General features: G+C 36.4%; 21 protein-coding genes and 1 pseudogene. 3 read left to right on the top strand and 19 right to left on the bottom strand.

Annotated elements, in window-relative coordinates; all coding sequences use genetic code 11:
* Positions 1 to 46 precede the first annotated feature (46 nt).
* The 15 genes and pseudogenes from C1712_RS11975 to C1712_RS11910 all read right to left on the bottom strand — a co-directional run bounded on the left by C1712_RS11975 (position 47) and on the right by C1712_RS11910 (position 12053).
* The gene (locus C1712_RS11975; protein WP_102269500.1) at positions 47 to 1027 is read right to left on the bottom strand and encodes a CAP domain-containing protein; all 981 of its coding nucleotides are present in this window, start codon (positions 1025 to 1027) and stop codon (positions 47 to 49) included.
* Positions 1028 to 1100: 73 nt separating this feature from the next.
* Complete coding sequence (locus C1712_RS11970) at positions 1101 to 1772, bottom strand: hypothetical protein (protein WP_102269499.1); 672 nt, start codon at positions 1770 to 1772, stop codon at positions 1101 to 1103.
* A gap of 34 nt (positions 1773 to 1806) precedes the next feature.
* Positions 1807 to 2436 (bottom strand): hypothetical protein, encoded by a 630-nt coding sequence (locus C1712_RS11965; protein WP_180963172.1) that lies wholly within the window; start codon positions 2434 to 2436, stop codon positions 1807 to 1809.
* Positions 2437 to 2471: 35 nt separating this feature from the next.
* Positions 2472 to 3962, bottom strand: a complete 1491-nt coding sequence (locus C1712_RS11960) for a hypothetical protein (RefSeq protein WP_102269495.1) — start codon at positions 3960 to 3962, stop codon at positions 2472 to 2474.
* Entirely contained in the window at positions 3934 to 4692 is a 759-nt protein-coding gene (locus C1712_RS11955) for a hypothetical protein (protein ID WP_180963170.1), read from the bottom strand. Before C1712_RS11955 ends, C1712_RS11960 begins: the two co-directional genes overlap by 29 nt.
* Positions 4693 to 4708: 16 nt before the next feature.
* Positions 4709 to 5065 (bottom strand): hypothetical protein, encoded by a 357-nt coding sequence (locus C1712_RS13075; protein ID WP_245858166.1) that lies wholly within the window; start codon positions 5063 to 5065, stop codon positions 4709 to 4711.
* A 108-nt stretch (positions 5066 to 5173) separates the two neighbouring features.
* A pseudogene (locus C1712_RS13315) lies at positions 5174 to 5380 on the bottom strand (helix-turn-helix domain-containing protein); the annotation flags it as partial.
* The gene (gene dnaG, locus C1712_RS11945) at positions 5370 to 6758 is read right to left on the bottom strand and encodes a DNA primase (RefSeq protein ID WP_102269489.1); all 1389 of its coding nucleotides are present in this window, start codon (positions 6756 to 6758) and stop codon (positions 5370 to 5372) included. The gene dnaG and the pseudogene C1712_RS13315, both read right to left, overlap by 11 nt.
* 14 nt (positions 6759 to 6772) lie before the next feature.
* Entirely contained in the window at positions 6773 to 8044 is a 1272-nt protein-coding gene (dcm, locus tag C1712_RS11940; protein ID WP_146003343.1) for a DNA (cytosine-5-)-methyltransferase, read from the bottom strand.
* Between the two features lie 14 nt (positions 8045 to 8058).
* Complete coding sequence (locus C1712_RS11935; RefSeq protein WP_102269485.1) at positions 8059 to 8421, bottom strand: hypothetical protein; 363 nt, start codon at positions 8419 to 8421, stop codon at positions 8059 to 8061.
* Entirely contained in the window at positions 8411 to 9040 is a 630-nt protein-coding gene (locus C1712_RS11930; RefSeq protein WP_102269483.1) for a hypothetical protein, read from the bottom strand. Before C1712_RS11930 ends, C1712_RS11935 begins: the two co-directional genes overlap by 11 nt.
* The gene (locus C1712_RS11925) at positions 9021 to 9389 is read right to left on the bottom strand and encodes a hypothetical protein (protein WP_102269481.1); all 369 of its coding nucleotides are present in this window, start codon (positions 9387 to 9389) and stop codon (positions 9021 to 9023) included. Before C1712_RS11925 ends, C1712_RS11930 begins: the two co-directional genes overlap by 20 nt.
* Before the next feature lie 129 nt (positions 9390 to 9518).
* Positions 9519 to 9872: a hypothetical protein gene (locus tag C1712_RS11920; protein WP_102269480.1), complete on the bottom strand. Its 354-nt coding sequence runs from the start codon at positions 9870 to 9872 to the stop codon at positions 9519 to 9521.
* Positions 9873 to 10264: 392 nt separating this feature from the next.
* On the bottom strand, positions 10265 to 11242 hold the full coding sequence (locus C1712_RS11915; protein ID WP_102269478.1) for a ParB/RepB/Spo0J family partition protein: 978 nt from the start codon (positions 11240 to 11242) through the stop codon (positions 10265 to 10267).
* The gene (locus tag C1712_RS11910; protein WP_180963151.1) at positions 11235 to 12053 is read right to left on the bottom strand and encodes a ParA family protein; all 819 of its coding nucleotides are present in this window, start codon (positions 12051 to 12053) and stop codon (positions 11235 to 11237) included. The genes C1712_RS11915 and C1712_RS11910 overlap by 8 nt, the downstream gene beginning before the upstream one ends.
* A 609-nt stretch (positions 12054 to 12662) precedes the next feature.
* Here C1712_RS11910 and C1712_RS13305 point away from each other — a divergent pair.
* From C1712_RS13305 to C1712_RS13300, 3 genes are all read left to right on the top strand, one after another.
* The gene (locus C1712_RS13305; RefSeq protein WP_425436028.1) at positions 12663 to 12743 is read left to right on the top strand and encodes a hypothetical protein; all 81 of its coding nucleotides are present in this window, start codon (positions 12663 to 12665) and stop codon (positions 12741 to 12743) included.
* Positions 12744 to 12996: 253 nt separating this feature from the next.
* A complete protein-coding gene (locus C1712_RS11900; RefSeq protein WP_102269474.1) occupies positions 12997 to 13425 on the top strand; it encodes a helix-turn-helix domain-containing protein in 429 nt (142 codons plus the stop codon).
* 69 nt (positions 13426 to 13494) lie between these two features.
* Complete coding sequence (locus C1712_RS13300; RefSeq protein WP_102269472.1) at positions 13495 to 14097, top strand: tyrosine-type recombinase/integrase; 603 nt, start codon at positions 13495 to 13497, stop codon at positions 14095 to 14097.
* A gap of 292 nt (positions 14098 to 14389) precedes the next feature.
* Here C1712_RS13300 and C1712_RS11890 read toward each other — a convergent pair whose 3' ends face one another.
* Genes C1712_RS11890 through C1712_RS11875 form a run of 4 tightly spaced genes read right to left on the bottom strand, consistent with a single transcriptional unit; the run spans position 14390 to position 17709 of the window.
* Positions 14390 to 15016 (bottom strand): hypothetical protein, encoded by a 627-nt coding sequence (locus C1712_RS11890; protein ID WP_102269470.1) that lies wholly within the window; start codon positions 15014 to 15016, stop codon positions 14390 to 14392.
* The gene (locus tag C1712_RS11885) at positions 15000 to 16427 is read right to left on the bottom strand and encodes an ABC transporter ATP-binding protein (protein WP_102269468.1); all 1428 of its coding nucleotides are present in this window, start codon (positions 16425 to 16427) and stop codon (positions 15000 to 15002) included. The genes C1712_RS11890 and C1712_RS11885 overlap by 17 nt, the downstream gene beginning before the upstream one ends.
* Complete coding sequence (locus tag C1712_RS11880; protein ID WP_102269466.1) at positions 16424 to 17101, bottom strand: energy-coupling factor transporter transmembrane component T; 678 nt, start codon at positions 17099 to 17101, stop codon at positions 16424 to 16426. The genes C1712_RS11885 and C1712_RS11880 overlap by 4 nt, the downstream gene beginning before the upstream one ends.
* Complete coding sequence (locus tag C1712_RS11875; RefSeq protein ID WP_219718872.1) at positions 17101 to 17709, bottom strand: MptD family putative ECF transporter S component; 609 nt, start codon at positions 17707 to 17709, stop codon at positions 17101 to 17103. The genes C1712_RS11880 and C1712_RS11875 overlap by 1 nt, the downstream gene beginning before the upstream one ends.
* Positions 17710 to 17783 lie beyond the last annotated feature (74 nt).

The following is a 17783-nucleotide window of genomic DNA, read 5'->3' as shown; positions in this document are numbered from 1 at the left end:
CCTTTTCAAGCAAAAAAGACTCGTCATGAGTCTTTTGAATCATAATTCATTGTTGAAAATTCATTGAGACAAATACCAATCCATCAGCATAGCGAACACCAATCGCCATATAACTGTTTTCATCCATAATTGTTCTCCTATGTCCTGATGAAGCAAGAAAACTGTCTAAGACAGCCTGCGGAGACCAGCCCTGAGTACCAGCAAAAACATTCTCACCACCTGCAATAATTCCATAATTGGTTTCAACCCAATATGAATTAACAACTGATCCATCAGGACGTGTATGACTGGCATAGCCCATATCGGCCATATCCTGTGCACGCTGATTTGCAAGACTTTGGATCACAGCATTAGTTCCCAGTGCAGAAAGCCCATTAGCTGTTCGGTAGTTATTCACAAGAGCAAATAACTGATTGGCAAATTCCGTTTCTGAAATCTGTGACTGTGAAGGCGTCTGTTCTTGCTGTGAATCAGATGAACTCTCTTCTTTTTGTGTCTGGCTGTCATTGCTGTTTTGTGATGAACTCTGAGTGTTTTCATTCTTTGCAGTATTTTGTGATGACTGACTGGAAGCTTTGCTTTCAGTAGCTTCGGTTATCTTCTCTTGGGTTCTGCTATTGTCAGTAATCTGATCATTGTCTGCTTCATCCTCTTGTTTAGATGGTTTCTCTTCACTTTCCTGCTGTTCCTGTGGTTCTTCAGTTTTCTTCTCTAGAACAGTTATCCTTGTGGAGAATTCCTTTTGTTCATCCTTAAGCATTGCAATAATCTTAACTGTCTGCGTTCCCACATTCTCTGCTTTATCTTCAGGAATGTCAATCTTATCTGCATTTGTTTCCTTTATCAGCATTTTTTCCGTTAAAACAGTTCCTTCTTCAACTTGTATATCAGAATTGAAGACAACTCGAATGTCATCTGTTTCCTGATGAGAAAACAAAACATACATCAGAAGACATGCAAAACCAACTGAAATAACCATAATACCTGTAATTGTTTTTTTGTGTTCTTTCCATAAAGTTTTCCACATAGTTATCACCTCATGACTATCTTGTCATGTTCGTTCTATATTGTCAGCAAAATATATTCATATATTTCTAATTTCAGATTTCTTTGATATTTCCGGCGAGTGTTATCTTAAGCAAGGTCATATTCAGACGTTTTTTTGCTATATCAGATATCTCCTTCCAGCTACTATCCATATTTGCATCCGTCTTTAATGCAAGTGAATATTTTTCAATAGAATCATCATAATATGACAATAACTTCATTACCTTAGAAGAAAAACTTGCTTTTGGTCCTCTCTTGTGTTCGTCCAGCAGAATCAGCCATTTTCCATAGGCACCGTCAGCTAGGATCATATTGCCTTTTTTCTCATATATAATACCAGATTCACTGAGATACTCTTCAACAGACTTTTCAACATTTACTGTTTTCTTTTTTGCCTTGATCTTTTCCACAGAATTCTTGGAACCTTTTGGACGTCCTCTGCGTTTCTCCATGACCACAGCTTCATCTCTTTCTGTCACAAAATAACGGATAGTCAGTGCAACCCCATACCCGCTTTTAGTGTTTGCTTCAGAAATGACCTGATCATTACTATGCTTCATTTTCCTCATTGCCATGCAGCAACTAGGAAGTGTTGGCTTCTTAGACATCATTTTATGAAGTTCTCCTGCATTGACATCGACATACTCTTTTTCTTCAGCCTTGGCTTCTTCAATCATCTGTGAAATTTTCTTGACATAATCTTCTATTTTTACGCTCTCTTTCATTGTTATACTCCTTAATTTTCTTAAAATAAATGCTTTATATAGTTAGATTATATATCATATGCTTTCTTTTTTCATTATTTCTATATCGAATCTTCAGTTTTTTCAAATAGAACTGCATGGATTCCTCTGGAATATCAGGCTGTGCTAATTCTCTCATTTCTTCAGGAGATATTCCAAAGGATGCAATCTCTCTTAAGCAGCGCATCTGCTCTATCGACAATCGTGGATCACATATAAACTGCATGATGCTATAAGGGATATGTTTTTCAAAACCCATACGTATCTGCTCCATCTGTTTTTCACTGAAACATGGATCAGCATAAAGCTTAACATAACGCAATGGGAGTTCTGCACCTTTTCGGATTTCTATAATCTGCTGGCTAGTGAGATTGTCATTTAAAACAAGGGGAAGAATCTTTGTTCCTCTCTGCTTGAAATAGATGAAACGAATCTGCTGCATGACATCAAGACTCTTTTCAGGCTTCAGATATGTAGCAACTTCCTCTACTGATAGTCCGCACATGATTCCATAATATCCCTGCATGATCTGATCACATGATAGATTCTTATTCGCTAGCAGTGTCAATTCATCATCATTCATACCCGCATCAATACCACGTTCAATGATTTCTTTCTGGTCTTCACTTAACTGTCTGTCACTCATGATATGAATTAATCGAACTGTCCTTTTAGGAATCCTCATAGTCTTTCACCCCTGTTTCTGTCTTTTCTGCTTCTTTCCCTTTCTATTGCCTTCTGGCCTTCTTTTTTAAGCTCATCAACTAGACTATAAAATCTGTCATTTTCAATTGAAGGGCGAAAGGTTACTGACTCATAATCAATCCATTTATCACCATCATGAATCAATGTCCAGTACTCGTCACCTCCATTGACCTGCTGAATGAAAGCCATATTCTTATACACAAATCCATCTCTAATTGCCCAGCTGACATCACTGATAGCATTCATTAAATCCATTCTTCTTTCACATCTGCGAAAATGATATCCGTACTCCTCTTCACTCAAGTCATCATCCTCAAATGGAATTCCACCCTTTTTCAGCCATAGGTTTTCCTGACATTTCTTTATCAGCTCTTCTGTTTCATTAGGCAAAAGATCACTTAGATAATCTTTCGTCTGTTCATATCCCATTACTCTGTCAAATGAAATGCAGGAAGAAGCATCATCCATTAAAATCAAAGCCAGCTCTTTATCCAATCTTTCCAGATGATTGGATTCGTTAAGATAATAGAAATCGTGAACATGTTCTGAGTCATAGTTTTCAAGAAACATCTTGAGTTCTCTAACTCCATTTTTAGAAATATGCTGAGTATATTCATTAAGCTCCTCTTGATTCAATATCTCATTTCTTAGTTCATTGACATCTCTTATTTTCACTGATTCTATGAATTTAACCATCTGACAAATTCCTTCAGATTCATTTTGCATAATATTCAGCTTTATATCCTGTATCTGTTCATAATAATGTCTTAGCATTTCCTTAGGCATAAAATCCTGATTTATGTTTTCCAATATCTTCTCTATGCTTTCTCTGGATTCCTTGCACATAATCTGCTGATATTTGAAATCTACACAAATTCTATTTTCATGACAACCATACTCATCACAGAATTGATAATCTATCCAGAATCCTCTCATAGCTGAAATAATTGGCAGTTCTTGATTACGAAGATCTTCAATATAGTCTAATAATTCTTCATATCTTATAGGTGCATCAAATGACATAAATATCCTATCATTTTCAATGTCCATTTCATCAAGCACTCTAAAATGAACAGATTGTAGATAAGGCAGCAATTTATCATCCAGATTTCTAATGACAGCAGCCTCTAATAATTTAAGATTATTCCACTTCTTTCTTTGTTTTTCTGAAAGGTTATTAATCTTATGCAAAAGTTCATCATACTCCATATAACCATCAATCTGCATTTTAATCCAGAACTGGGTATCTTTAAGTTCTTCTTCAGAAAAAGATTCAAAAACATCAAAGATAAAATGAGGATAAAGTCCATAATGTTCCCACAGTTCTGCAAGAAGCATTATTTTATCTTCCGACATCAGATAATCCATGTATAGCTTCTGCTTATCTTCTGGAAGACCGGAATACTTTATCTTTTCGATTGCTTTATCAGAATAAAAATTATTTTCTATGATTTCCTCCTCTTTCAATATCTAGTGACTCAATAAAATTCTTTTTCAGAAAAGGAATACTCTCTTTCCTTTCAGAAAGGGTGACATTGATGATGCTTAGTCCACCAACATCATAACTAATATCCGAATAACCGAATATTTTCGCGTTTCCATTGATCAGACAACGGCCATGAATAAAGGCATGCTCCTTGATGATTGCCTTATCCCTGACTGTAACAAATTCTTCTATACGACTATGACCGCCTATGATAGCTGAACCATTGATTTCACATCTGCCCCTGAGTTCTGCCTTGCCATACAGATAAGCATTGCCGCCAATAATGCACCTGTCATAGAGCTGAACATCACCAGTTACAATTGCGTTCTCTATGACCCTGCAATGATCCTGAACGATTACATTGCCTTCAACGATAGCATTGTCTTCAATAACCGATTCTCCGCCAATCAGAGCATTTTCTCTTATAATCGCACAGCCAATAACCTTGCTGTATCCGCTAATCTCAGCATCATCTGAAATCATGCTGCTCCCTTTAACAAAAGCATTTTCCAGCACCTTTGCCTGTCCGAATATTTTTGCATTATCATCAACCCAGCATCTGTCATCCTGAGATAGATTATGATAGCCACAGACATATCCGCCAACCGTTCCTTTTTTTATAATGCGTTCAATAGACTCAAATGTTCTTTCAGCTACGATTCTGTATAGGACAACACCATGTTCCATATCCATGATTGTCTGTTCGCTCAATCTATATTTAGGACTATTATTCATCCATCTCTTCACCATCCTCTATGTACCATCGTGAAGGTCGTCTGATTTTTTCAGATGCTTTGCGACGATACCACGATATGATCGTATTATAATGTGATTTATATTTACGACCGGTAGAACCTAGATGATAAGATAAATCATTGATCAGAATCATACCATCCCTGAATCCGCACTTCTTTATGATGCTTTCGTATTCATCTTCACTTAGATAGACATTCTTCAGATTTCCATAAACACCGAAGCGTTCTTCTCCCTTATTTTTAGATAGACTATTTTTATACTTCGTGTCCGCTGGAAGTGTTTCTTCGTTCTGATTGCTTTCCAGTTCGTTTGAATTGGAATGGTCCATCTTCTTTTTCAGATATCTGTATCCGTCGCAGAGTTCCAGATTAAGATAAATCTTTCTGCATCTGACATGACTTCCTTTTCGGATATATTCAATATCAACATATCCTTTTTCCTCAAGCTGATGTATCCATTTGGATACGCTGCTTATAGAAACTTCAAATGTTTGAGCAAAATACTGATTATTGGCATAGCAATACCCTTTCTGCTTTGACAATGCTGCAATTTCAGAAAACAAAAGTCGGCAGCTTGATGATAGTTCATTATCATATCGAACGATATCTGCAAAGATGGAATATGTACGTTTCTTATCCTTCATTGACTCTTCCTTTTTTTATTGGAATTTCAGGAGTAAAGGTACGGTCTGCCATTTTTCTGTCTGTTGCTTCTTTTGTCTGAATCTTCTGCTGGCATAGCTGGTAGGTTTCCCTGATACTTTCCATATCTAATCCATAGTTTTCCTGAATCAGATGGAAAAAATGGGATCTATCCAGAACATCTCTATCCTGATGAATAAAATCATCCATCATTTCCATGATCAGTTCTTTCTGTCTGCGAAAGTTCATGACAGGATCATAGCAGTAGGATGCAGCAAATTCATAGCCATACATATAATTGGCAAGAATTCCATCCATTTCTGCTTTCTGCGTTCTTAGCATGTCATCGGGATCTTTCCCATCAGGCAGAACCGCAAAAGAAGCATCCAGTCCTTCCTTGATGCACTGTCTGTATATAGAAAACATCGCTCTCTGTCCAGCATCATCACCGTCAAGAACAATGACAACATTTCGTTTGATCTGCTTGAGATATTCAATCTGTTCATGAGTCATTGCTGTTCCCATGATAGCCACAGTATTTGGATACCCATTTGCATCCATTGTAATGGCATCCATATAGCCTTCCACAACATAGATTTCCTTTTTGCTCCTTGATTCATGAACTGCATTGTAGTGATTAAAAAGAATCCTGCCTTTATGGAATAAATCAGTGGTAGATGGGTTGATGTATTTTGCATCCAGTTTTGTTTCATACTGTCCTTTTCTTCCGGCAAATCCTATCAGATAATGGAAACGATCATATATAGGAATCGTAATTCTATGTTCATAGGGACTGTAAATCCCAAAGTCATTTATGCGAAAGAAATCATTTTCAGCAATCTCCTCCCTTGTAAACCCGCATTTCTGCTGAAGAAAGCGAATAACGAGATGAACATCATGCATATAGCCCAGTCCAAATCTCTTCTGTGCCTCATCATTTATTCCACGTCCAGTCAGATACTCATAACTGCCTTCAGCATTTGCAGTCTTAATATTGTAGGATAAGTATTCCTGTATGATTTCATTCATCTTGATCTGACGTCGCTGTTTCTCATTATAAGGATTATAGGTGAATTCCTGTGTTATCTTCATCTTCAGGTCATTGCTTAGTCCTCCAAGCTCAACCACCTTATTAAAGGCTTCCTTAAAGCCACAGTTTTCCATCTTCATCACAAATGTGATGACATTTCCTCCTGCCCCGCAGACAAAGCATTTGAACAGCTTCTTTTCTCTGTTAACGGTTAGTGAAGGATTCGTGTCATCATGAAAGGGACATATACCCACATAGTTTCTTCCTGTTTTTTTCAGATCTATATAATTTGAAATGACATCAACGATATCGACCTGATCAACAACTGTCTTAATGACATTTTCTTCCAATCTTCCTCCTTTGTTTAGAACAGCTGATTAAATATAGCCATCAGCACATTGACAACAATGGAATTTCCCGCCTGACGATACATCTGATGTCTGCTGACACCGGCTGATATGACCTTTTCTACATCTTCATCCGTAAATCCCATCAGTCGATAGGCTTCCTTGACAGTCAGCCTTCTAACTAGCTGATCTCCTATTCTTGCCATATCGCCAATATCTTCATCAGGATATTGAGATGAATCTACCAGGTAATAACCTGTATAACCGCATGTCAGGGTTGCAGAGATTCCTCTGCTGTCAAAAATGCGATTGGTCTGTGATACTCTTTTTCCATGAATATTCTTTCTATTGATGCATTTCATGAAATTAAATCTTTTATGTTCTATATTCTGCGGAACATAACAATCAGGCAGCTTCATTGTTTCATCATGTACGGAAATCATCTTCAGCATATCCTTATGACTGATAAAATCAGATTTATCTGCCTTATTTTCCATCACATCCTGAAGTGAAATCGTCAAAGGAACTGGCATAGGAAAATCATAATGGTAGGCTCCATAGATCGATATCATGAAGCATCTTTCTCTATGCTGAGGTACTCCAAAGTCCGAAGCATCCAGAATCTTATAATATGACTGATATCCAAGTGCCTCCAGTTTCGCATACCATTTTCTGAAATTCTTCAAATTCCTTGTTCCTATGACTTCCGGAACATTCTCCATCATAAGAATCATAGGAAGTCGATTCATTGCATATCCTTCCTCTAGAATTCGTTCAATTTCCCAGAGAAGTCCAGAGCGTGTATGAGATTCCTTATCCATTCCTCTCATGGCTCCGGCTCTGCTTAGATCCTGGCATGGAAATGAATAAGTCAGAAAATCTATTTCAGGCAGATCACTCATATGTATCTTTGAAATATTTCCATAGTTCTTGGATAAGACATTTGCCAGATAATATCTTTTGACTTTATCTATGCCTGTTTTTTCTGTAATTGTATGCCTTTGATTTTTGAAGTCATATCCCACATCCAGTTTCTGCAAATAGTCTATCATTTCTTCCTTTTCAGGAAATGAATAGATTTGCATGATTCTGTTAAGGTCACAATGGATAGCAGCATATGCCAATATGGCATCCTTATCAATTTCACTTATTCCTGTGACTTCATGATTTATTTGAAGATTTTCAAATCCCTTTGCCTGAGCTCCAATACCTGCAAAGGTTTCAAAGACTCTGATTGTCTTTTCTTTCGGCCATTTGAATGTAGTATGCAATAGCTCATACAGGTTCAAATGCACCTGATTTCCTAAACAGCATTCACGCTGCCAATCTTCTGAAGCCTGTTGAACGCTTCCCTATATGGAATGTGAAGCGTGATGCCTTCTTTATTTTCCAGAACGATAATCATCTCTTTGCTGCTTAGCTCATAGCCAGCAACGACTACTTCCATTAAACGTCCCTCAACCTGCAGTTTCATTCTGCTCTTGATAGGATAAGGTATTTCAATCAGTTCATCACTGGTTAGACTGCGTTCGTATTGAGCAAGCTGTTCGATAGCCTCTGTCAGCACTTTTGCAATAACTGGAGAAAGCATGTCAAAATCCACTTCCTTTTTGACTAGAACGATTTCACCATTAGGCTTTTCCGCAGTCAGTCGTTTAACTTTCAATATTCCTCTTTTCTTCTATTTTCTTGAATCTTTCTATGGCAATTTCCGGAATTGGATTATCCATCAGTATAGATAATACCTGTTCCTGATCAGCACCATTTGATAATGCTGTTCTTGCCAGTCGCATCAGATATGGATGATATTCTGCTTTAGCAAACAAAAAAAGCTGACTGTATGATAACCCTGTTGACAAACCTTTGGAAATCTCAAATACCTGCAAGTGAGAAAATTGATTTTCCTCCATCATTCTTTTAATGGAATCTCTGCAATATTCTTCATATTTCTGATATTTTGGCATCTGATGATTTCTAGATAAGGCAGCCTGATAGATTTCATGACCTTCTCTAGTCATGCTTTCTCCACATTCAATCAGCTCACGCGTAAACCTAAATATTTCATCCATATCATTGCTAAGCTTATAGCCTCTGTTTGACTTGATGATCAGCATATCTGTACAGTTTTCCTTATATAGAAGCCTGCACTCTCGGATAAGCTCCCTTAGTCTTCTGGGCTTGTAATTTCGGTTGAACTTTTCCTTTAATGTTTTCTGCAATTCGCTCATCACAATCCATTCATCATGTGACAAGCTGTCAAAGATTTCATCCTGCAGTTTGTTCAACCTTGCCTCCTTTCTTAGTTTCTTTTGTTAAATACTCTTCAAAAGTTTTACTGATGATAGTATTTATCTTATATCTGACACCGGATTCTGTAATGCTGCTTTTCATCCCAATGCTGTCATTTGTATCATAGGCACTGCGATATATCAGTGATTTCATGATAAATTCCTGGTCATTTTCAGACATTATATCCATCATCTCTTTTACAAAATCCTCTTTGCTTTGAATAAAACGCAGACGTTCTTCCAATTTTTCTTTGTCTGTAATCAGTTGAATAAGTCTGCTTTCCTGATCCTGCTTACGATTTTTCTGTGGGATACCATCAAAGGAAATACCACTTAATTCGTACATACGTTCCTCTAATATTGCCAGATCCTCTTCTAGCTCGCTTTTCTGTCTCTGCCAGTATGAGTAGCTTAGAAATTCATTGACAAGACTCTTTAAGATTTCAGTGTGAACAGTCCCTGTTTTTACCAATCTCTAATCCATATCAGCAAGCTTTCGAGCAATCTGGTTGTAGTGATAATATAAGAGATTTCCTGACATATTATATTTAGACAGCAATTCCTTTCTATTCATATCCAATACAAATACATCCATCAGCATTTCCTGATCTTTTTCAGGAAGTCTTTGAATGAGCCCCAATACATACTGCATATTTCCTTTGACTCTGATTAGATCTTTTTTGCATCTTTCTATATATACCTGAGGAATTGAATCCTGTGGGTTATCAATGATTTCCTGATAATATTTCATCAGTTCCTTGTTTCCCTTATAATTTTTCAGTTCCCTTAAAATTGCTCGTCTTCTTTCATCTTTTTTCGTATATCTCATCAATCAGTAACACCCGCCTTCAAACCGTCAGATAATAAGATACTCTAATGAATCATTAAAGAAATCATTATACTCCCTGCAATGCAAAAAGAGCTGTCAACAACAGCTCTTTGCACAAAATCATCATTAATATTCACTTATCATCAATATCATGTTATCACTAGAATGTACTTATTTTCGCAGTGCAAAAAATATTTTTATATTTTTACCATATAAAATGCCTTGTTTTACTGCTTTTTCAAGATGTATTCGTCTCTCAAAATATATTATTATTACATTTATTTTTTACTTTGTCATTAGAACAATTATTAAGTTATTTCTTGATAGACTATATATTTCATTATTACTAATAATGAAACATGTATAATCAATAATTATTACACACACCAAACTTACTTATCTTTCATTAATTCAGGATATTCAAGATACACCTTTTCTAAAATACTTAAGACATAATCATATATATTTTTTCCAGCAATTACTATATCATGATTTTCAAACCAATCTGGTAGGCTTTTTTGTGAGAACATCAATGACTGTTCTATTGCTTCCTGTCTCTGTTTTCCTGATGGAATATTATCCATAATTGTTTTATCAATCTCGTAACTCAACTTTGCTTTTTTGTTTTTATCTTTTAATACATCTAATCTTAATTCTTCGTCATTGTGTAATTGCTCTATTAAAAGCTGACTCTCTTTTATACTGATTTTTCTTTTGCTTTCCAATAGAAAGCGATAAATTCTTTGCTGTTTTTTATCATCCAGTTCTGCTAATTTCAATGCAACAGAAATGTTGATTTTTTTATCATCAAGAAATTCCAGAAGTTCATCACATAGCTTATCAAGTGTTAAAAATCTATTCATTGTAGAATCTGTCATTTCATAAAGACTGGCAAAATATTCCCTGGTTGACTGTTTTTCATAGCTTTCATCAGACCTCTTACGGCTATTTACCAGCTGATTGTATTCAGCTTTCATTGCTCTTACTCTTTCAAGATATGAATAATCACTGGTTCCTCTGGAAAAGAAATTAGTAAAATTGATAATCTGAACTTCCTGTATTCTTGATAGATCTCTTTTGATGATGGCAGGAACCATCTTTTTGTTTGCTTTCCTGCTTGCATATACTCGATTATATCCTGCTAGCAAATATCGTTTTTCATCTCTTTCACTGACCAGAATTGCCTGCATGACACCTGCACATTCAATAGACTCAATCAGCTTTTCCATACGAACACCTGTATGAAGCTTAAACTTATGATCAGGATGTGTTTCCAGACAATCAGGATCAAGATAAGTATATTCTTCCTTTTCAAATCTGATTGTTCCATCATTGCCAAAAATATTCTGTATTTCCCTAGGTCTACGCATCTAATGACACCTCCCTTACGATTTCCTGTGCCAAATCAAGAAAGGCATATGATGCTTTCGATGTGCTTCTATGCTGAAGAATGCTTTTTCCTAATGAAGCACATCTTGCGATAGCTGCACTTTCAGGAATAATGCTATTGAATACATGTACCTTTCCATTGCACATGGAACGTATCTCTTGCACATATCCTTTATCTTCTCTCCTCATAAAATGCATCTTATTAACCACTACCCCTAACACTCTTAGCTTTGGATTTTCAGTTATCCTTGCTTCCCCTACAATTCTAACAGCGTCCACGATACCATCCATACTGTACATGGATGGTTCTGATACTACTAAGATGCTGTCAGCAGCTGTATATGCCTGTGCATTTTCAATCCCTGCTACAGGAGGACAGTCAATCAAAATAAAATCATATTTGCTTCTTACCTGCTCCAAAATATCTCTATAAATCGTATTGCGATTTTTTCTGTTTCTGAATTCTTCCTTATAGGTAAAGAGATTTCTACAACCTGCTATGATATCTACATAACGTAAACGGATAATATATCTATTTAATCTAATCTTCTTTTCATCCAGCACATCATCAAGCAGATTTCCTAAATTCTTCTCTTTATATAAATGATTATCTACAATTAAGCCAGTTGTTAGATTTGTCTGTTCATCATTATCTAATACTAAAACCTTATACCCCATTTTAGATAATGCAACACCTGCATTGATGGTTACTGTTGTCTTGCCTGTTCCACCTTTCTGATTGGTTAATGCAATGATATGTCCTTTTTTGTTTTTATTCTTTATTTTCTTCATGTGTATCACCTCGATACACATTATGTCGTGCTTTTGAGTAATTGTCAGCGTCTAGATGTTCAAATTTGAGCATTTTATATATACATAAAAATGCAGAAATGTAGTTTAAATAATAATATGAAAACCACAATTTTATAAATGGTTATTGTCCGCTATAGGCTTTCAACAAAATTATCCGAAAGCCTTGAAAATAAAGGATTTATCATATTCTTCACCTTAGCTCTTTATACGGTTACACACAAGTTTACTCATTTTTCCTTGCTCATAGGGGCAAATGCAAGGACAAGAGAATCTCATAACAAGATATAAGAGAGTGTGGTGATCGTAAAACTGTAATGTTTGTGCGAATATATTATAACAGAGGTTTTTCAATGGACAAGTACATTTACGATGAGAATAACGGATTATAGTATGAATTGCAGGATGACTACTATTTTCCCTGCTTTACCTAGCCAGCCGAAAAAGAAAGACCTATTGGCCTTGGAGGCAGCGTCATTTGCGGTATCTGGAAGAATACCACAGAGTTACATACACCATTCTTCTTACTAGCGGCAAGTTCAATTCCTACCTTGCGACGTCAACAGACAGGCACAGGGTATCACGGAACAGTTGAAGGCAGAAAATGCTTTAGAATGGACACAGAGAATAAATAACATACGAGCGTATGCAAAGGAGATTGTAGAAAAGTGAATCATCTTTGCATAGATAAATGGTGCAGAGAGAAATCTCTGTCGCTAATCATTTTAAGAAATCAGAAATACTTTTTAATCAGTTGTTTTCTGAAATCAACCAACTATCACACATTCATTGAAACTATTTGGTTCAAATAAAACAGCGAAAAGCCCTTGTTATCAACAGTTGCGCTATTGTTAATCTGCATTGCTTGTCATACAATAGATGTCGTTCTATAATTGACTAATCAAATTCAAGGAGGAAACACATAATGTTTAGTGAAAATCTAAAAGTCTTAAGAAAGCAAAAAGGCTTTTCCCAAGAAGAACTAGCAGCAAGACTTCATGTAGCCAGACAGACAATCTCTAAATGGGAGAAAAACTTATCCGTTCCTGATGCGGTTACTTTAATTCGTCTGGCTGAGATATTAGAGGTATCTGTCAGCGAATTGTTAGGGGAGAAAATTGAAGACGAAAATGTTACCAGCGATGTTGCAACGCAGCTATCCAGAATAAATGAGCAGCTTGCAATTAAAAACCGTCGCTCACATCGCATTTGGAAAATTATTGGCATTATACTAGCGACAATCATTCTGGTAAATATTTTTATTGCTATCATCTTTAGCATTCAATACCTCGATAACGGTACTCAGAATAACCAGCCGGTAGTAACTGACGAAACGATAATCGTAGACGAATAAAGTTGCTATAAAACATTCAGCTATATGTATGACGTCGTGTATGGGTAACACCATAGCGACGTTTTTTCTGTGTCTATCTGCTATGTCTCTGTCAAAGGATTTCTTTCTGTGTGGCTGTTGTCTATCCTGCTCCTGCATCTCCTGCAACTGTCTGGGTCTGTTTCAGACGCTCTCCCTTTCGGGCGGCTTCTGCGGGCTACTCTTTTCCTTAACCTGTCGTCCCCATTCGGCAAGACTGCGATTGTGCTGCTTTACAACGGCTTCTGCTTCACGATAGGTCTGCATAAACGTCTGTACATTGGGATAACCTTCCTCTTTGAATGTATCAGGGATTTTATCCAGCCTGCCGAGAATAGAAGAATTCCCGATGACTACAGAGAAATATCCTTTGTCTGCCTCAGCCCAGACGGAGTGGATGAAGTGGCGAGTACGGTAGGGATTATGTATAGGACGGCACACAAGAAGGTCGAGGAGTTAGAAGGCTTCCATTGTCATCAACTCCGACACGCATTTACAAGCAATCTGCTATCGAATGGGGTAGCACCGAAGGATGTGAAGGAACATTTTGGACACGCCGATATCAATACCACAATGAATATCTACGCTCTCGCTACAAAGGAAGCGAAGCGCAGTTTCGCAAAGCTGCTGGATGAAGTAGTCGGCGAGGCATAAAAAATCCCCCTTGTTTCGGCTCGTAAGGTCAAAAACAGAGAAAATACATAAGATTGGAACACAATACAGACGTAAAGCCTTGAAAACAAAGGGATTTTAGAGGGTTGAATAGATAAATTAGAATTTATAAAATCGGATTTTGTAAAAAGTCTAATCACTGTAAAGGATTGTGATTATCATTCAGAGCATTTTTTAAAAATCTAAGGATAGACTCCGAAAGAATATGGAAACATATAGAAAAAAGCGACAATTCTATCGCTCTTGTTTCTATATTTATACATGTAAAATCATACTATAATTCATATATGAGCTTATTCCATTTTGGTAAACGATGCAAGGCACGCACAATATTGCATTGTTCGAGTAAATCACCATCTGCTGAACACATGGTCGCATACCACATTGGTTTTGCAAGCTTTCCATCGTCACATACCAATTTATCTAGAGAACTTGCAAACTGAAAATGAAAATGGCTTAATAATCCTCCTTCCTTGATGGAAGATCTTTCAGGCATTGGAGGCATAGCCAATATATAAGTAAATGGGCTGCCTTCTCTGCCATTTATTGCACGCAGAAGATAATTAGGCTTTGATTCTAACCCTTTTTCCACAATAGAATCCAGTGTATAATCAAAAACCTCTATAATCTGCTTGTCAGATGTAAACCATTCAATCGTCAGAATGCTTTTTTCTTTATTGCTTTCTTTAATATTCCAGCCATAAATCTGAATTAAGTTTTCTTCTGTTATTGTCTTGCATGATTGTTGCCAAAAGACTTTTACTCCTTTTGAAAACATCGGAATACCTTGGCAGATAGATTCAGCTTCTTCCCAGCATGCCAACATGTTTTTATCATGACTGTTAATGTAGTTTTCAAAATTATCCCATTGACCAATCCATTCTTTAATATCCAGTTCCATAATTACCTCCATCTAATCGAATAATATAATCACACCATTGGGCAGTTAATTCTTCATCATGCGTAATTACAAGTACGCATTTTCCCTGTTTTTTTAACATCTGCAATAAATTTCCAACCTGTGTCATATGATAGTGATCCAATCCACTGGTCGGCTCATCCAATACGATTAATTCCTTGTTTGAAAGTATGGCAGATGCAATGGCAACTCTTTGCTTCTGTCCTCCTGATAGACTCATCGGGTGTCGTTCACTTACTTCACTAAGGCCTAGCATTTTCAATACCTGATTACATTGTTCATGATTGCTATTTCCAAGCAATGCCTCATCTCTTACAGAATCACTAAATAATTGATAATTTACATCTTGCATGACAAGAAAGGCATGATCAGTCAGTTGCTTTCCTTTTACCATCTGTCCTTTCCATTGAATGGAACCTGATAATGGTTTGATCAGACCACATAATGTCTTTGCCAGAGTACTCTTGCCTACTCCATTATGTCCTACTAATCCAACAACTGTTCCATTATATAAACAAAAAGTATTTAGCTTATAAACTTCTGTTTTTTTATCATATCCTATGACTAAATTCGAAGCCTTTAATAGCACATTTCCACTTACAGCCTGAGAATTCAATTTATTTTCTATAATTTCTTTCAATATATCAAGTCGCGTTGCTCTCAATCCAACTTCATATAATTCGCTCTGTGAAAACTGCAAAAACTCTTTTGCAGACCATTCCTGTTTTATTTCTCCACTTTCAAATAATACATATCGATCTGCAATATCATTGAGCCATGCAAGTCGATGTTCCGCTATAATGATCGTTTTACCTGACTGTTTCATTTCAAGAATCATCCTACGTAATTTAGAGATGGCTGACGCATCCAGATTACTTGTCGGTTCGTCTAAAACCAATATTTTAGGATCAAGCATTGTTGATGCTGCAAAAGCGACACGTTGCTTTTCACCTCCAGAAAGCTTAAAGATATTTCGATTCATAAGACCATCTAATTGAAATCTTTGAACACATTCGTTAACTCTCTTTTTTATTTCATCAGAAGGAAAGCCACAGTTTTCACATGGAAAAGCTAATTCTGCCGTCGTATCCGTATTGAAATACTGCGTCTTAGGATTTTGAAATACACTTCCTACATAAAGCACATATTCTTCAATCGTAGCATTTCCTGCCTGTAAACCAGATGTATCGCATTCGCCACTTAATTTGCCTGTAAAAAACATAGGACACAATCCATTAAGAAGTCTTGAAAAAGTTGTTTTTCCGCTGCCGCTTCTCCCACAAAGAACAATGCACTCTCCTTCTTCTATTCCAATCGTTATTTCTTTCAATGAAGCCTGTTCACTATTCATATAGGAAAAGGAGATATTTTTGCTAGATATGATATTCATCATAAAAATCCTCCCTTAAACATAATTAGCGGTATCGTACTTATAATCATATAGATCCAGTCGTAAATTTGCATTTTTATCTGTACCATGCTTGTATGTCTTCCTGATAGCCCAATTCCTTTTGTTAAAGCAGCTACCGAAAGATCTCTTGCTACCGTACTGCCATTCATCAATAAAGGAATAATGACATATTCTAAAGATTGTAAGGGATGAAACATACCTATATAAATGTTTCTCATCGCCATACCATCGCGAATCTGTCGATAGTCTTCCATAACGGTAGGAAAAAAGCGTATAACAACAGCACAAGTGATAATAATTCCTTCTGGAATATGACACTTTCTCAAAGCACAAAACAATTCACTTGGTGTAGTCGTACTAAAAGCATAGGCTCCTGCAATCAAACAGGGAAGAATCATTCGTATTCCAACGGCTGCCATTGCGACAAAATTGAGTAGAGTATTTGTCCCAGCCGAATCAGTCATCATTCCGATGATAAGCAAAAGCATATAGATAATCGTAAAACGCAAAGCGCTTTTTGTTTTTCCGGAAAGAAAAAAGGGCAACAAAAACAATACAACGATTATTACTTCCGTTACAGTATTCACATGAAAGAAAAGCAGCAGATTGGCTTCTAAAAGCAGATATAATTTTACTCTTGGATCAAGGCAAATCATTATATAATGCCTGCTTTCTGAAAATGCTTTTTCATCATTCGCTGTCCAAATATTCCACCTATAATTGCACAGATTAAAATAGCAATACAGCAGATGCCGAAGGTTCCCATATTGATTGAAGCAAACATTGCATCAATGTAAGCCGCATCTTTCCCACGTTCAATTAAATTAGCAACATATGCATCTTTCATAAACCACATAGGAAGAACTGGTCCAGTCAATCCAAATGAAAACACAATATAGCTCAAAAGTATCAGCATCTTATTTTTATATTTTCCGATTTTACAGATAATATCGGCTAAAACGCCACATACAATATTAGCTCCAAAAGATAAAATAAAATGACCTGACGCAAAGAAAAACAGTCCCATAACAATACCCATAATGGTTATTGCCCCAAATTTAGGTACTTTAGCAACCATTAACATATATACACATCCTGATATTAAAGTGGCTAATGCAGGAAGCAATACATATGCAAAACCAGCAAACAAAATACCGCTTGAAAATGTTGCTATGGTAACCAGCACAAAATATATTGCTGTATAAATCCCAATTGAAATAAAATCTGGGACGTCTAAACGATTTGCATTGTTCATTTTTTTCATAATAACCTCCATCATTTTCATAAATTTGTTTTTAGACTCAGGAGAATTTCAGTTAGCTTTGTCTAACTCGATGA

Source organism: Massilicoli timonensis, from assembly GCF_900199515.1.
GTDB lineage: Bacteria > Bacillota_I > Bacilli_A > Erysipelotrichales > Erysipelotrichaceae > Massilicoli > Massilicoli timonensis.
This window is presented reverse-complemented; position numbering and strand designations above follow the sequence as displayed.

What these genes read in the sequence shown, in the direction of transcription:
- C1712_RS11975 (WP_102269500.1), bottom strand. Translation starts at nt 1,027, where the DNA reads ATGTGGAAAACTTTATGGAAAGAACACAAAAAAACAATTACAGGTATT.
- C1712_RS11970 (WP_102269499.1), bottom strand. Translation starts at nt 1,772, where the DNA reads ATGAAAGAGAGCGTAAAAATAGAAGATTATGTCAAGAAAATTTCACAG.
- C1712_RS11965 (WP_180963172.1), bottom strand. Translation starts at nt 2,436, where the DNA reads ATGAGTGACAGACAGTTAAGTGAAGACCAGAAAGAAATCATTGAACGT.
- C1712_RS13075 (WP_245858166.1), bottom strand. Translation starts at nt 5,065, where the DNA reads ATGGACCATTCCAATTCAAACGAACTGGAAAGCAATCAGAACGAAGAA.
- C1712_RS11925 (WP_102269481.1), bottom strand. Translation starts at nt 9,389, where the DNA reads ATGTACGAATTAAGTGGTATTTCCTTTGATGGTATCCCACAGAAAAAT.
- C1712_RS11920 (WP_102269480.1), bottom strand. Translation starts at nt 9,872, where the DNA reads ATGAGATATACGAAAAAAGATGAAAGAAGACGAGCAATTTTAAGGGAA.
- C1712_RS11915 (WP_102269478.1), bottom strand. Translation starts at nt 11,242, where the DNA reads ATGCGTAGACCTAGGGAAATACAGAATATTTTTGGCAATGATGGAACA.
- C1712_RS11910 (WP_180963151.1), bottom strand. Translation starts at nt 12,053, where the DNA reads ATGAAGAAAATAAAGAATAAAAACAAAAAAGGACATATCATTGCATTA.
- C1712_RS11900 (WP_102269474.1), top strand. Translation starts at nt 12,997, where the DNA reads ATGTTTAGTGAAAATCTAAAAGTCTTAAGAAAGCAAAAAGGCTTTTCC.
- C1712_RS11890 (WP_102269470.1), bottom strand. Translation starts at nt 15,016, where the DNA reads ATGGAACTGGATATTAAAGAATGGATTGGTCAATGGGATAATTTTGAA.
- C1712_RS11885 (WP_102269468.1), bottom strand. Translation starts at nt 16,427, where the DNA reads ATGATGAATATCATATCTAGCAAAAATATCTCCTTTTCCTATATGAAT.
- C1712_RS11880 (WP_102269466.1), bottom strand. Translation starts at nt 17,101, where the DNA reads ATGATTTGCCTTGATCCAAGAGTAAAATTATATCTGCTTTTAGAAGCC.
- C1712_RS11875 (WP_219718872.1), bottom strand. Translation starts at nt 17,709, where the DNA reads ATGAAAAAAATGAACAATGCAAATCGTTTAGACGTCCCAGATTTTATT.